Origin of the sequence: Streptomyces sp. NPDC058001 (genome assembly GCF_042886315.1) — a bacterium.
GTDB lineage: Bacteria > Actinomycetota > Actinomycetes > Streptomycetales > Streptomycetaceae > Streptomyces.
The window spans coordinates 666,286-680,848 of record NZ_JBHVQT010000003.1; the positions used below are offsets into that span (position 1 = coordinate 666,286).

Below are 14,563 nucleotides of genomic sequence, written 5' to 3' on the forward strand. Positions count from 1 at the left end.
CCTGTGCCCTCTCCCTCGCTTTTCCCTACCGCCCGAAAGGGGTGGCCCACCATGTCCGACAGTGGACCGCAACGCACCGCCATGAACCGCAGATCCTTCGTCCTGGGCGTCGCCGGTACCTCGGCGAGCGCCGCGATCGGCGCTTCGGCCCTCGGATCCACCGCGCATGCCGCCGACCGGTCGTCCGCGTCCGCCCCCGACCGGCAGGGCGCCTTCTTCCACGAGCAGACCCTCTGGGACTCCGCCGAGGGCCCGCTCGTGAACTACCACGTCCACGCGCTCGCCGTACTGCCCGACGACACCGTCCTGGCCGTGACCGAGGGCCGCCACGAGGTGTGCGACGCCGGGCCGCGCGATCTGCTGCTGCGCCGCAGTTCCGACGGCGGCCGGACCTGGGAGGAGAGCCGCACACTGGTCACCTCCACCGACGGCGAGTCCTGGGGCAACCCGGCGCTGGTCGTGGACCGGGAGACGCGGGAGGTCTTCCTCTTCTACATGCTCTCTCGCCGACTGCCGGAGAACACCTCCTGCTCGGGCGACTCGGGCGACCTCTACCTGATCTCCAGCGGCGACAGCGGCCGGACCTGGGGCGAGGTACGCAACCTGGCCGGTCTGTTCGACGGATTCCCCTACGACTGGGCGCTGCACGGTCCCGGTCCGGGCCACGGACTCCAGTTGAAGTCCGGCCGTCTGCTGCTCAACTGCGCGCACCGCAGAGTGATCGTCGGCAACACCGTGGCGGAGCGGTACTACGGCGTCGCGCCGATCTACAGCGACGACCACGGCGCCACCTGGAGGGCGACCGGTGAGGTGCCGGTGCAGGTCAAGTACCCCATCAACGAGGCGCGGATGGTGCAGCGTTCCGACGGCAGTGTGCTGGTGAACGGTCGCGCTGCGGCGGGCGGCGAAGGACAGCGCATCGTCTCCGTCAGCTCGGACGACGGTCTGACCTGGTCGCGTCCGGCGTTCGACGGCGGCACCGGATCGTTCAACGCGGTGGACGCCGGCCTGGTGCGCTACACCGGCGGCCCCGGCAGCCGCGACACCGACCGGGTGCTGTTCAGCCGCCCCGACTCGCCCGTCCGATACAACATGACGGTGGCGGTCAGTTACGACGAGGGCATCTCGTACCGGTACCAGCGGGTCATCAACGAGAACCGTTCCTTCTACTCGGATCTCGCCCGGCTGTCCGACGGCACCATCGTGCTGCTGTACGGCTGCGACGGTGACCTGGCGGGTGCCCCGCGCCGCGTCAACGTCTGCCGTTTCTCGCTCGACTGGCTGACCCGTGGCCGCGACAGCCTGCGCCATGCCCCGCGCTACCGGGAGACCGTCATCGCCCTGGCCGACACGGACCTCGACGCCACCGGCGGCGCCGTGACGACCGTCGGCGATCAGCTGGCGCGCCGTGGCGAGCGACTGGTCTTCACCCCCGAACGGGTGGGCGGCGCGGTCGAGTTCACCTTCCGGGTGCCGCACACCGGTGAGTACGAGCTGCTGCTGCGCCACTACCGCTCGGCGGACGGCGCCCTGGCCACCGTCACCGTGAACGGCACCAGTCTGCCCGCCTTCGCGATCGACACCACGGCGCAGTCGGCGGACGGCTTCGACCTGGCCCGCATCGGTACCACCCGGCTGCGCGCCGGGCGGCACACCGTGCGGTGCGCGGTGACGGGAACCGGCAGGGGCGGCGGGACCCTGCTCGGTCTCGACTCGCTCAGCCTGATCGAGGCGACGGGCTCCGCCGATGTACGCGCCGAGGTGGTCGTGGACAACGACAAGCTGGGCTTCACGATCGTCACCGGCAGTTGGTCGACGTCGACGGTGGGCGCCGGCTTCTGGTCGGGCAACTACCGTACGGCGCCTGCGGGTTCGGGCGAGCGGAAGGTGAGTTGGCGTCCGGCGGTGCCCCAGGACGGTGTCTACGAGATCCAGGCGTCCTACCCTCCGGCCGCCAACCGTGCGGGCAACGCCCCGTACGCGATCGTCCACGCGGACGGCACGGCGACCGTCCGGATCGACCAACGGGTGGCGGGAGCCACCGATCCGCGCGGCGGCTCGTGGGTCTCGCTCGGCGTGTACCGGCTGCGGGCCGGTCTCGACACGTCGGTCGAGCTGACCAACGACGCTGACGGCACGGTGGCCGCCGACGCGATCCGCCTGCTGGGCCCACGGACCTGAGGCGCGGTTCCGTACCGCGCGGGCGGTGGAAACTGTCCCTCGAAGGGGCCCGAACTCCCTTGCTGGAAGGGCTGGTTCGGTGGGCGGAGCCTCAGGGTCGGGCTGGGGGAAGCGGTCGTGCTGTTTCTCTTGGCACCTCATGTGATGTTCGGTACCGTCCGGTCCTGTTGATTTTGGAGCGGTTTCGAACACCCAGAAGGGTGGAACGCCGGATGCCCCCACTCCGACAAACCGTACGAGGATTCAGAACACTCGCCGTGCTGGCGCTGGCCGGGGCGTTGATGACGCCCGTACCGTCAGCCGTGGCCGCCGACACCCCCACTCAACCCTCCGACGTCTACAAGCTGTTGGAGGATCCGGAGGCGACCGGCGTAGGACAGGAGCCGGCGCATGCCGAGCTGACGCCGTACGCCGACACCCGCGGCGCGCTCGCGGGAGAGTCGGACGGTCCCTGGACCACATCCCTCGACGGCACGTGGAAGCTCCACATATCCGACCGCCCCGAGGATGTCCCCAAGGACTTCTCGAAGGAGGGCTACGACACCGGCGGGAGCGGCTGGCGCAGCGTGCGTGTCCCGCACACCTGGCAGACGGACGGCCTCGACCATCCGATGTTCCGCAACATCCCCACCGAGATGTACCCGGACGACCCGCCGAAGGTGCCGCACGACGTCAATCCGACCGGCGCCTATGTGCGCACGTTCGAACTGCCACAGACGTGGGAGGACCGTGAGACCTTCCTCCGCTTCGAGGGTGTGACGAGCGGCTATCTGCTCTGGGTCAACGGCACATATGTGGGCTACGACCAAGGCGGCTACACTCCGGCCGAGTTCGACATCAGCGACCGACTGCACCCGGGGAAGAACACGATCGCCGTCCAGGTCCACCGCTGGGGCTCGGGGTCCCATCTGGAGGACTACGACCAGTGGAGGTTCGCGGGCATCTTCCGCTCGGTCGACCTGTACTCGACACCCAGGACCTATCTGCGGGACATCACGATCGGCACCGACCTGGACGCGGAGTACCGCGACGCGTCACTCACGGCCGATGTGGAGGTGGCAGCCAAGGAGACAACCGGCGCGCGGACGGTCACCGGCACGCTGTACGACCCGCGTGGCCACAAGGTGACAACGATGTCCGGCACGGTGGATCCCCAGGGCGGCGCAGCCTCCACCACCCTGCGCGCCGACGTCACCGCCCCGGCCAAGTGGACCGACGAAACCCCGAACCTCTACACACTCGTCGTCCAACTCGCCGGTCCCGACGGGAAGATCACCCACACCACCACCCAGCCGGTCGGCTTCCGGGACATCGAGATCAAGGACAAACAGCTCCTGGTCAACGGCGAGCGCATCCTGGTGAAGGGCACCAACCGCGCCGAGACCGACCCGAAGACCGGCCGTCACGCGACCCGCGAGCGCACCGCGTCCGACGTCGCCCTGATGAAGCAGCTCAACATCAACGCCGTACGCACCTCGCACTACCCCTCCGACCCGTACCTGTACGAGTCGGCCGACAGTCAGGGCCTGTGGATCGCCGACGAGGTGGACATCGAGACGCACCACCACGACGGCTGCCCCGACAACTGCCTGGCCGAACGGCCCGAGTGGCAGCGCGCGTTCATGGACCGTCTCACGGGGATGTACGAACGCGACAAGAACCATCCCAGCGTGCTGATGTGGGACACCGGAAACGAGGCCGGGCTCGGCAAGGCGCACTACGCCATGGCCGACTTCCTGGGCGAGCACGACCCGAGCCGGCCTCTCTACCACCAGCCCAACTCACCTGACGGCGACGCCCCGTTCGCCGATGTGTGGGGACCGCGCTACCCCTCACCCTCGGGCCTCGAAGCCAAGGCGAAGACCACCACCAAACCCATCATCATGGGCGAGTACGCGCACGCCATGGGCAACTCTCTGGGCAACTTCCGGGAGTTCTGGGACGTCGTCCGCAAGTACCCCCAGGTCCAGGGCGGCTTCATCTGGGACTGGGCCGAGCAGAACATGACCCAGCCCCTGATCACCACCCCCGACTCCTCGGGCAACGACATCCTGACCTACCTCGCGGGTCAGCCCGAGCACGTCCCCGGCAAGAAGGGCAAGGCACTCGAACTCTCCGGCCTCGACGACTTCGTGGAGGTCTACCGCGACCCGAAACTCGACGAGGTCTCCGACGCCCTCACCCTCGACGCATGGGTCAAACCCGCCGAGTGGACCGGCGACTTCACCGTGATCGCCAAGGGGAACCACAGCTACGCCCTCAAGATGCGGGACAAGGACACGCTGGAGTTCTTCGTCTACGGAGACGGCGGCTGGCACGCGGCGTCGGCGGATGTCCCCGCCGACTGGTACGGCTCCTGGCACCGAGTCTCCGGCACCTTCGACGGGACCTCGGTCAAGCTGCTCATCGACGGTGAACAGGTGGCAGCCACCGACTGGACCGGTACGGTCGCCCGCTCCGCGCAGCCGGTGAACATAGGCAGGGACCCGGAGAACGGGCAGGAGAACATCACCACCCGCATGGCTCACGGCACCGTCGACCAGGTGCGCGTCTACCACAAGGCACTCACCCCGCGGCAACTCGACGCCGACCCCGCGGCGGAGGCCGTGCTGGCCCTGGACTTCGACCGGCTCACCGAGAAGGGCACATACGACTCCTACGGTGCCGGCACCGGCGGCGTCGACGGAGTGGTCTCCACCGACCGCACGCTCCAGCCCGAGGCACACGCCCTGGCCGCCGTCCACGCACCCATCCGGATCAGCGGCGCCGACGCGGCGGCCGGCAAGGTCACGGTGCTCAACGAGCGCTCCTTCACCGCCACCGGCGATCTGCGGCTGCGGTGGAAGATCACCGAGGGCGCCCGGGTCCTGGACCGGGGGACCCGTCCGTTCTCCCTCGCCCCCGGCGAGCGGGCGGACATCCGCCTGATCGCGCCTCCGGCCAACCCGAAGGACGCCGACCGTCAACTGACCGTCGAAGCTGTGCTCGCCAAGGACACGGCGTGGGCGAAGTCCGGGCACACCGTCGCCGTCGAGCAGTTCGACATCGGAGGCCGGCAACTCGCCGGAGTGCTGCCCGCCGAACCGCCGGGCAAGGTGACCGCCACCGAGGCAGGGAACCGGTACACCGTCTCCGGCAAGGGGTTCACGTACACCTTCGACCGTGCGCGCGGCGAGCTGATCTCCATGAAGGCGGGCGGGCGCGAACTGCTGGGCAAGGGGCCTGAGTTGGATGCCTGGCGGGCACCCGTCAGCAACGAGATCGGCTCCGAGGAGCGGCCGTGGCGCGCGGCCGGGCTCGACCGGCTGCGGACCGAGCCGGGAAAGGTCACCATGGCCGAGCGGGACGGGGTGGTCACGGTGACCGTGCGCAGCACCGTCACCGCCCCCGGAGTCAAGGACTCCTCCTTCACCCAGACCCTCCGGTACACCGTGACCGGCACCGGTGAACTGCGCATCGACCACCGCGTCGAGGCACACGGAGCCGCACGCACCGTGCCGTATCTGCCGCGCATCGGACTCGACCTGCAACTCCCGGACCGCTACGACCAGTTCACCTGGTACGGGCGCGGCCCGCAGGAGAACTACACCGACCGCGAGGACGGCTCACCCGTCGGCGTGTACTCCACCGACGCGGACGAACAGTTCTCCGGCTACACCCGGCCCCAGGACTACGGAAACCACGAGGACGTCCGATGGGCATCGCTCTCCGACGGCAGGAACGGGCTCCTGGTGTCCGGAAGTTCCGGCGACTTCTCCGCCGGTGTCACGCCGTACGAGGACATCGACCGCGCGGCCTACCCGTTCGCCATGCGGCGCAGCCCCCAGGGCAACATCCTGCACCTGGACCACGCCGTCAGCGGAGTCAGCGAGACCTTCCACACCGTGCTCTCCGAGTACCAGGTGCGGCCCGACCAGGAGTACGCGTACACGCTGAGCCTGCGTCCGCTCACCGGCGCCGAGGCCCGCACCGGGATTCCCCGGGGGCCCGTCGTCTGCGCGCCGGACGCGCGACTGACCGCCGAGGACACCGGACTGCCGGCGGGCGAGTCGACACCGGGCAAGCTGACCGTCACGAATCCCTGCGACAGTCGGCTGACCGACGTGTCCGTGGACTTCGACGCGCCCGCCGGCTGGACCGTGGACCCCGGCTCCTCGGACCTCGGCGACCTGGCGGCAGGCAAGTCGGCGACCGTCGATGTCGTGATCACCCGCGGCGACGACACCCCGGACGGCCGGCGGTCCGCCGTGGCCGCGGTCTCCGCGACCTCCACGGGCGGTGCCCGAGCGCGGTACGAGGCGACGCTCGCCGTCGACGGCACGCCACCCCCACCTCGCGGCGAGGCAGCGGTGTCCGACCTGGTCTTCATCACGGCGGACAACGGGTGGGGTCCGGTGGAGCGGGACCGGAGCAACGGCGAGGCGGCACCCGGCGACGGCAGGCTCCTCACCATCGGCGGCACGTCCTACGGCAAGGGGCTCGGCGTGCACGCCGACTCGGTGGTGACCGTCTACCTGGGCGGGGCGTGCTCGGCCTTCACAGCGGAGATCGGCCTCGATGACGAGGTGGGTTCCGGCGGGAGCGTCGCCTTCGAGGTCCTCGCGGACGGCAGAAAGGTCTACGGCAGCGAAGCTCTCACCGGCGACGATGCCGCCGTGCCGGTCCGGGCCGCGATCGACGGCGCGGAACGACTCACCCTGCGCGTCACCGACGGCGGCGACGGAAACGCCCACGACCACGCGGACTGGGCGGCGGCGACGGTGCACTGCGGAACGGGAGGGTCCGGCTCGTGACATCCGCTTCCTGACCGTGCGTCCGGCGGAAGTCGCGCCGAGCCGACCTCGCCGTCGCCCTTCCGGGGACGCACGGTTCAGGAACCGTGGTGGACCGTTCCGTCCTCGTCCATGGTCGGATGCATTTGCATGGGCTCGTACTGGTCCCGGTCCGAGGGGCGGGGCGGTTCCGGGCCGTCGGGGCCGGAGCGGGCCAGACGCTCGATCCGGCAGATCCGGAACAGGCTGTCGCCGACGTGTACTTCGTTGGCGCGGCCGGCGTTCTTGAACCGTTCGGCGGCCTCGGCACGGGCGGCTTTCTGCGCGTCGTCGAACTCGCCGAGAAAGGGCCAACTCTCGGTCATCGTCTCGTACAGCATCCGTCGGGCGGCGTGCGGGGTCGGCAGGAGCCCTCCCTGCGGTCGCCAACCCTTCTCGTTGCGTTCGGCCACGCTGAAGCCGGTGGGGAGCAGGATCATGTCGGGGTGAGTGGTGACCGCCCGTTGGGAGTCCTCGCGTAAAGCCTTGGCGATGGCGTTCCCTGTGTAGGCGAAGTCCCGCAGTCCCAGGCGCAGAGCGGCCGTCGCCGGGCTTGTGTCGGTGTGGCCGGGTGCCAGGACGAAGCCGGGGTCCGGCAGCGCGAAGTCGTACGTGCCGTCCCACGACCGTTCGGCCGGTTCCCTGTCGGTCGGCCGGGCCGGCTCCAGGCCGTCGTCGCCGCTTCGTACGAACTCGTCCGCGCGCACCACCCGGTAGCGCAGGCCGAGCGCCTCCAACTCGTTGACCGGTTCGCGTTCGAGGACGGCGACCGCGGCCAGCAGTTCGCGGCGTTCGGCGGGGTCGTCGGTCTCGTCCTTGGCCTGGAACCACAGGTGGGAATTGAGCGCGTCCCGCGCTTGCTGCGGCATGCCGTCGGCCAGATCTGTCAACAGCCTCCAGTGCCCGTCGTGTTGGGGATCCTGGACGGCGATACCGAAGACCGGCCCGCGCACCAAGAGGTTCGGATATCGGTGGGACGCGTCAACGGCATCGGCCTCGGCGACCCACTCGGCCGGATCGTTGCGCTGCATCATTTCCGCGTGGAGCCGGTCCAATTGCTGCTTCCAGTCATCGGTCATGCACACATTGTTGTGCTCCCGGTGCCGCTGTCTGGCCCGAACGACTCATTCCGAGCGCCTGAAGCGGCCGGTGCCGCGGTCGACGGCGGGTGCCTGCTCCGAGGTCGCCGCGCCCGGACCGTGTGCCAGACCACGGCCCGGCGGTCCGCTGCCGCTCACTCCTGGTGGGTTGCCTGGACGATGCGGTCGATGACGGCCGCTGCCTGTTCTGGGTGTTGCGCCAGCCAGCTGCCGAGGTGTTCCCGGACAGCCTGTTCGACGCCGTCGTGCACGTCGGCGCCGCCCAACTCGCCGCGCGTGGCGCCCACGTACTCCGGGCGGTCCAGCTTCACCGACACGACCGCCGTCATGCCCTCGCCGATCCGGTCGGCGGTGAGATCGGGATCCGCCGCCGTCAGCAGGCGCCGCTGACGCGCGTGCGCGGTGACCGCGGCGGCCACCCCGGCACGGAACCCCTCCGTGTGCGTGCCGCCCTGGGGGGTGGGCACGCTGTTGGCGAAGGTCCGGACCTGCTCCTCGCGGGAACCGGACCAGCTCAGCGCCACGTCCACCGTTCCTGCCATCCGCGCGTCCTCCCGCTCGAAGGCGATGACGTCCGGGGGAACCTGGGCCCCGGTCTCCGCATCAAGAAGGGCAACGAAGTCCCGTGGACCGCCGGAAAACCGGAACCGCACCAACTGCGGCCCGCCAAGGGGGCGTTCGTCGGTCAGCGAGATGCTCAGGCCCCGGTTCAGCAAGGCCACCTCCCTGAAGCGCTTCGCCAGCACGGCGAACGAGCACTGTGTCGTCTCGAAGATGTCGGCGTCGGGCCAGAAGGCGATGGTGGTCCCGCTTCCGGTCACCGGCCCCACGGCGGTGGCCGGGGCGAGGGCGACACCTCTCGCGTACTTCTGGACCCAACGCGCATGCCCACGCCGTACCTCGGCCGTGAGGCGGCTCGACAGAGCGTTGGCGACAACGGCCCCATGTCGAAGACGCCCATGGTCACGGTGTGGCGGCCGACGGGCCCGGCTCCGGCGTCCAGACGGGTCAGCATTGCTTCGAGGCCGACACCGCCGGCGTACCCGACGTCCCCGGCCGCCTCGAAGGGGACACCCGGCCCGTCGTCGGTGACACGGACGCCGCCGTCGGGCGTGAGGACGACATCGACGCAGCCACCGCCACCGGTCAGGACCTCGTTCACCGCCCGGCCGACCACCCCGAACACGAGCTGATGCAGGCCGCGTATGCCCGTCGACCCGACATACATCCCCGGCCGCTTCCGAATGGCCTCCCGCCCCTCCATCACCTCGATGTGAGTGGCCTCGTACCCGATGGCTTCCTCACTCACGAAGCCCCCCTCCAACGGTGTCCGGCAGAACTCCTCACCCTACGTTGATCCCTGAAAAACGCCAGGTCAGAGCAGGTTTACCAAGGGCCTCGGGAGGCACGTGAGAGCCCACCCGGAGACGGTCGGGCCGAGAGCCCCGGACAGCGGCCACAGAGCGTCCGGCATCCCTCCGACGCCGCGGACGCCCCCGATGTGGGCCGCCCGGAGGCCCTGGATTTCCTGCACGTCGAGCCAACGCCTCGGAACTCGGCCAAGGCTTCGGCACGGGAGCGGACGGGTGACAGCCGGCGAGTGGCCGCATGGTGGGCTCGCCGGCTGTCGAAGAGGGGGCGTGAAGTGCGGTGTTCGTGTGGTGCCGGGTCAGCCGAGGGGCAGGACCAGGTGTGCCGTGTTGTTGTCGGTGGAGGTGATCGTGGTGGTGCTGCCGTCGGTGCTCGCGTCGGAGTAGAGCGGGTCCTCGCTGGTGACGACGAGCATCAGCCGGTGGTCGGCCGCCAGGTCGTAGCCGGCGGCCTGCAAGGTCCAGTTGGCGGTGCGGTCCTCGCCGGGCGTCAGATCACCGAGGGTGAGGGGCTCGTGAGCGATGATGCGGGCCGAGTTGTCGTCGCTGACGTCGAAGAGGTAGGCCACCAGGGTCGTGGAGCGGGCCGTGCTGCGCACGGTCAGGGTGAGTTCCGGGATGCCACGGACGCGGCGGGCCGCCTGGAGGGGGTCAGTGGTCCACACGGCGAGGTACTGCCGGTCGAACTTGTCGGTGCGGTAGGTCTTCGGGTTGCCCTTCCACTCGGCCTGGCCGGTGGTGATGATGGCGTCAACCGCCACGGCCTCGGTCTGCTGCCCGGCGGTGAACTCCCGCTTCCAGCCCGACTCCGGGTCGGTGCCGAGTCCGCCGTCGCGGCTGCCCGAGGCGGCGGAGGTCAGGTACCAACGCTCCGTGGAGGTGGTGACGTCGGCCCAGGACTGCTGGGACTCGCGGACGGCCGGTTCGGTGATGACGTTCTTGTCCGTCTCCGGGTCGGTCCGGGTCTGGTACGTGAACATGATCTGGCTGGTGACGGGCGACCAGCCGGGCACGTCGTTGGAGGCGCCGCCCACATAGTGGTCCAGCCACGCGAACGCCTCGTCGACCGGCAGGTTCGGTCCGCTGAACGGGACGGTCAGTCCCGCGCCCTCGGGTGCCGCGTGGTCGCCGATCCACAGGTTCAGCCGCTTGGGTACCGTCAGCCGCTCGAAGTGCTGGACGACCTGGTTGACGCCGAACAGCGTCTCGTGCCAGGTGTTGGAGACGAACGTGGGAACACCGCGGGCGTTGGTCTGGTCGACGTACGACGACGGCGACCGCTCCTGGCCCCACGCCACGACCTCGTCGAGGTTCCGGCCGGCCAGGAAGTCATCGAGGATCTGCCGGGTCGCCGCGTCGAACTTCCGCTCGGCCGGGCCGCCGGTGAAGTCGATCAGCGCCTTGACCGCCGCCAGATGACGGGTGTCGTGCTGGTAGAGGCTCGCGGCCAGGTCGCCCCACGTGCTCAGGGCCACGACCGCGTTCACGCGTCCGGCCGGATCGTGCGCCGCCACCAACTGGCTGATCCCCGAACCGTACGACTCGCCGAGGAAGGCGATCCGGCTCGGGTCGAAGTACTCCTGGGCGTAGTCGATGACCGTTGAGCCATCGGCCCAGTCCAAGGGACCTGCCACGTCGATGGTGCCCCCGGAGGTGAACGGGGCGTCGACGTAGCCGCCACCGGGGACGGGCACCGTGAGGCCGATGCCGCGCGGCGTGTAGGCCAGTACGTGGTAGCCGCGGAGCGCCAGCTGGAGGTACGCGTACTCGAACAGCGCCCAGCCGAAAGGCGTCCAGCCCGCCGGTACGATCACCACCGGTCGGGGTTCCGAGGTGTTGAGCTTGATGGTGTGCGCCGACAGTCGTACCCCGTCGTCGGCGGTGATGCGGGGGAAGCCGATGGTCGCCTTCTGCTGGACCTGCTCCGTCAGTTTCTGGAGGTCAGGGGGCAGCAGCGCCTGCTCGGTCGACCGGTTCAGTGTGGCGACCAGAGCCTCGGCGACGTTGGTGGCGGCCGGGTCGATGGACGTGGCCGAGGTGTAGAGGCCGCTCTCGGCGATACGGCTCAAATGTGCTGCGGTGACCGCGCTGACCGCGGGGTCGTCCTGGGAGTGGCTCACGAAGCCGTCCTCTCGATATCGCCGACCAGGCGTGGCGCCGGTCGGCACGTGCTGTCTGCGGAGCGCCCCCGGCTCGTCCCGGCCCTTTTCGGCGCGGGGCACCGTGCCCGGGGCACGGCAGAACACCGACCTGGGCACGGACGAATCAGGCACCGACTCACATCGGCGATCGGCACCTTGGGGACGCCGCACCGTTCTAGCCCAGCAAGGCCACCCCGTCGCACATATCAGGACATCGACGCCTTCAGTGGAACCCGTGATGGCTTCACCCACCCGGACGGTTTGAACACCCACCGCCGTCGCGGCCCCCGGGAAACGATCACCGCCCGCCGCCGAGCGAACGAACACGGTCGCCAAGAATCAGAGACCGATCGACCAGATCCCGGCCCTCGTATGCCGCAGCGCCTCCCGAATGGCGGCAGTGGCGAAGGCTGCCTGGTCGCGGGTCGGGGCATCCGGAACGCCTTTCGAACGGGCTCCGAACCGAGGTGTCTGCGAGGAGGCGCCTTGAGGCCGGTGACTGGGTGGACGGCCTTCTGTGACGTGGTCGGCGGTGGGTTGGTCGTGGGGGTGGCCGCGGTGAGGAGGTGGCAGGACCTGGCGCGATCCTGTGGTCCCGGGTCTGCACCGCTGACGCCAGGCCGCCCATGCGTCCGCGACACTTGGGCGATGGACAGCTACGAGGGCACAGCGACGCTTGAGTGGTGGGCCAACCGATCGACATGCTTAGGCAGGCTCGGTGTGCGGGTAGCGGTCCGCGTTACGGGTGATGACTGGACGTGCGACGCGAACCTCGCCCCTGCCCTGTCTGCGGAGGACCGGGAGCGCTTCGACTTCCTGATGCGGCTCGATCCGGTCTTCACTCTGCGATTCGACGACGGAAGCACGCTGCTGGTCAACGCCGTCGCGGCAGTCGACGACGGACGACTCGTCCTCACCGCCTACCAGGCAGAGGCGCCGGATTCAGCCGCTTCCAGGCGGGTGCGGCAGTAGGTGTCGCTGTGACCTCGTCCACCCTCATCCGGCTCCGAATTCTCGTGAACTGGCCGCCGTCGCCTGGCTGTTCGACTGACGGTTCAGGTCCGATGTAGCGTCACAGGACCACCGGGACTCCCCGCCCGGCTCGGGCACCGGCGCGGCGCCGGTTTCCTCGGCGTCAGGCACCCGCAGTCTCGGCCTGACCAGCGGCGTGAACTCGTTGGGGGAGTAGTTGCCCGAGTAGGTCGTGAAGGTCCCTCGCCGCCGGGGTTGTACCGCGTGAGTGATGCCATCAGGACGTCCGCTCGCACCAACCACGCCTCCTGCGGGCCCTGTTCGGACCGTAGCGCCTACCTCACGAAGGTGTCGTCCCCGTAAGAGACGGTCTCGTCCTTCACACGGGAACAGGGGCGTCATCCGGCAGGAGTGGCAATGGCGAACATGCTCTCGAAGTTCTGACGGTTCGCGTCGTGCGGCCTCGTGCCTTCGAGCCGGAGCATCGTCTCGTCGTTGTCTCGCAGCGACGACTCGTCCAGGTTGTGGGATCCGGTGAAGGTCCATTTCGTGTCGGCGTGCCCAGCGTAGTCACCCTCGATCAGCAGATACTTCGAGTGGACGAGGTACCCGTCGGCGGTACTCAGCCCGGTCGCGCCCCCCAGTTCGTCCTAGGGCGCGTTTCGAGTCGTGATCAAGAGTTGGCCGGCTGCCGACAGTGAGAAGCCCCGGGGATCTTCAGTTCAAGAGGTGCCAGCGAGCACGGCGCGTCCGAACGAAGCCACGGCGAGACATCGACCGCCAGGACCAGGCGTCCACCGTCGAAACGCGGCAGCGACAGCCCGGCCGGCACCGTCCGCAGCCGATCGACGTCGATCCGGCAAATCCCCGGGTGAGCGACTCAGTTCGAGACGCCATTCGAAGTCAGAAGATAGGGAACAAGCTGAGCATCGACCGTGGTCGTGGTGCCGGGCGGGTGGCTGTCGGGACGGTCCTGTACCGGTGACGCCCGGGTGATCGTGCCCATGTGACAGGCTCCTGCGCATGAGACCTGACCTGGTACTCGTCCGCGAGCTGATCGAGGAATCGCCGGTGATCAGTGCCCGGCAAGGTGCCGGCGTGCCGGAAGCGTGGATCCGTGCGGCCGAGTCCGTCGTGGGCACACTGCCGCCCTCGTACCGGTGGTGGTTGACGGAATACGGCAGCGGTACGTCGGCCGGTGCGCGGATCGCGACTGTTGCTCCACCCGGGACGCGTTCCGACGGGGGCGACGGCATCACGGACGGATGGCGCCTCGACGGGGACCGGCTTTGTTTCTGTGCCGAGCCCGGTGGCGGTGACACCTACCACTTCGCGCTCGACCGGCAGTCGGGCGAGGAGTACGCGGTGGTCCGCCGCGGCCCCGGGAGCGGCCAAGAAGAGTTGGTGGCGGATACCTTCGCAGGATTCCTGACCATTCAGGTGGCCGTGAGCAACGGTCTCGGTACCGGGCCCACTTCCCCACTGGCCGGGCTCTGGCGATCGACGCCGGGGGTCCTGCTTCCCAACGGCGTGCTGATCTACGGCCCACACGCCATCCTTGAACGCAACGAGACCTATCAAGTAGCCGAATACGCGCCGGACTGGGTCCTCATCGGCGACGACAGCGGAGGCAGTGGCCTGTTCATGCGGCGCCGGCCCAGCAACCGGACAACGGTCTATCTCCTCGATCTCGGGGCCGGCGAGCAGGACATCGACAGTTGCGGCGTGAGCGAAAAGCTGACCGACAACCTCCTCGACTGGCTACGGCACAACGGGATCCAAGAGGGCCGCGCGACCACGGAATGTGCCAGGAAATCCTGAGCGATCGTTCGGACCGCGAAGCTCTCGATCGGCAACTGTCAACAGAGCGAATGTCGCCTGACGTGGCCCTAACCTCGATCATTCATGAGTCCTCGTCAGCTTGCTGACGGGGACTCTGCGTCTGTGTGGTGGGGACTTTTCGGGGCTGGGGCAGGCTGAGGGCCCGG

General features: G+C 69.2%; 10 protein-coding genes. 4 read left to right on the plus strand and 6 right to left on the minus strand.

Annotated features, from left to right (window positions below; all coding sequences use genetic code 11):
* Positions 1-51 precede the first annotated feature (51 nt).
* Complete coding sequence (locus tag ACFVT5_RS09730; RefSeq protein ID WP_389883550.1) at positions 52-2,181, plus strand: exo-alpha-sialidase; 2,130 nt, start codon at positions 52-54, stop codon at positions 2,179-2,181.
* A gap of 257 nt (positions 2,182-2,438) precedes the next feature.
* Positions 2,439-6,974: a glycoside hydrolase family 2 TIM barrel-domain containing protein gene (locus tag ACFVT5_RS09735; RefSeq protein WP_389883553.1), complete on the plus strand. Its 4,536-nt coding sequence runs from the start codon at positions 2,439-2,441 to the stop codon at positions 6,972-6,974.
* 77 nt (positions 6,975-7,051) lie between these two features.
* Here ACFVT5_RS09735 and ACFVT5_RS09740 read toward each other — a convergent pair whose 3' ends face one another.
* From ACFVT5_RS09740 to ACFVT5_RS09755, 4 genes are all read right to left on the minus strand, one after another.
* Entirely contained in the window at positions 7,052-8,071 is a 1,020-nt protein-coding gene (locus tag ACFVT5_RS09740; protein ID WP_389883556.1) for a DUF5954 family protein, read from the minus strand.
* 155 nt (positions 8,072-8,226) lie between these two features.
* On the minus strand, positions 8,227-8,913 hold the full coding sequence (locus ACFVT5_RS09745; RefSeq protein ID WP_389883559.1) for a hypothetical protein: 687 nt from the start codon (positions 8,911-8,913) through the stop codon (positions 8,227-8,229).
* Positions 8,910-9,401: a hypothetical protein gene (locus tag ACFVT5_RS09750; RefSeq protein WP_389883562.1), complete on the minus strand. Its 492-nt coding sequence runs from the start codon at positions 9,399-9,401 to the stop codon at positions 8,910-8,912. Before ACFVT5_RS09750 ends, ACFVT5_RS09745 begins: the two co-directional genes overlap by 4 nt.
* Before the next feature lie 360 nt (positions 9,402-9,761).
* On the minus strand, positions 9,762-11,582 hold the full coding sequence (locus ACFVT5_RS09755) for a CocE/NonD family hydrolase C-terminal non-catalytic domain-containing protein (protein WP_389883565.1): 1,821 nt from the start codon (positions 11,580-11,582) through the stop codon (positions 9,762-9,764).
* A 669-nt stretch (positions 11,583-12,251) separates the two neighbouring features.
* Between ACFVT5_RS09755 and ACFVT5_RS09760 the strand changes: the two genes are divergently transcribed.
* On the plus strand, positions 12,252-12,575 hold the full coding sequence (locus tag ACFVT5_RS09760) for a hypothetical protein (RefSeq protein WP_389883568.1): 324 nt from the start codon (positions 12,252-12,254) through the stop codon (positions 12,573-12,575).
* Between the two features lie 398 nt (positions 12,576-12,973).
* On the opposite strand, the gene ACFVT5_RS09765 is transcribed toward ACFVT5_RS09760, so the two are convergent.
* Both ACFVT5_RS09765 and ACFVT5_RS09770 read right to left on the minus strand, forming a co-directional pair.
* Complete coding sequence (locus tag ACFVT5_RS09765) at positions 12,974-13,219, minus strand: phospholipase D-like domain-containing protein (protein ID WP_389883635.1); 246 nt, start codon at positions 13,217-13,219, stop codon at positions 12,974-12,976.
* A 236-nt stretch (positions 13,220-13,455) separates the two neighbouring features.
* A complete protein-coding gene (locus ACFVT5_RS09770; RefSeq protein ID WP_389883570.1) occupies positions 13,456-13,581 on the minus strand; it encodes a hypothetical protein in 126 nt (41 codons plus the stop codon).
* Positions 13,582-13,598: 17 nt separating this feature from the next.
* Between ACFVT5_RS09770 and ACFVT5_RS09775 the strand changes: the two genes are divergently transcribed.
* Positions 13,599-14,396 carry an SMI1/KNR4 family protein gene (locus ACFVT5_RS09775; RefSeq protein ID WP_389883572.1) on the plus strand — a complete coding sequence of 266 codons (798 nt, stop codon included), beginning with the start codon at positions 13,599-13,601 and terminating at the stop codon, positions 14,394-14,396.
* Positions 14,397-14,563 lie beyond the last annotated feature (167 nt).

Excerpts from the sequence above, each read along its gene's own strand:
- ACFVT5_RS09770 (WP_389883570.1), bottom strand. The coding sequence starts at position 13,581 with ATGGGCACGATCACCCGGGCGTCACCGGTACAGGACCGTCCCGACAGC.
- ACFVT5_RS09775 (WP_389883572.1), top strand. The coding sequence starts at position 13,599 with ATGAGACCTGACCTGGTACTCGTCCGCGAGCTGATCGAGGAATCGCCG.
- ACFVT5_RS09760 (WP_389883568.1), top strand. The coding sequence starts at position 12,252 with ATGGACAGCTACGAGGGCACAGCGACGCTTGAGTGGTGGGCCAACCGA.
- ACFVT5_RS09730 (WP_389883550.1), top strand. The coding sequence starts at position 52 with ATGTCCGACAGTGGACCGCAACGCACCGCCATGAACCGCAGATCCTTC.
- ACFVT5_RS09740 (WP_389883556.1), bottom strand. The coding sequence starts at position 8,071 with ATGACCGATGACTGGAAGCAGCAATTGGACCGGCTCCACGCGGAAATG.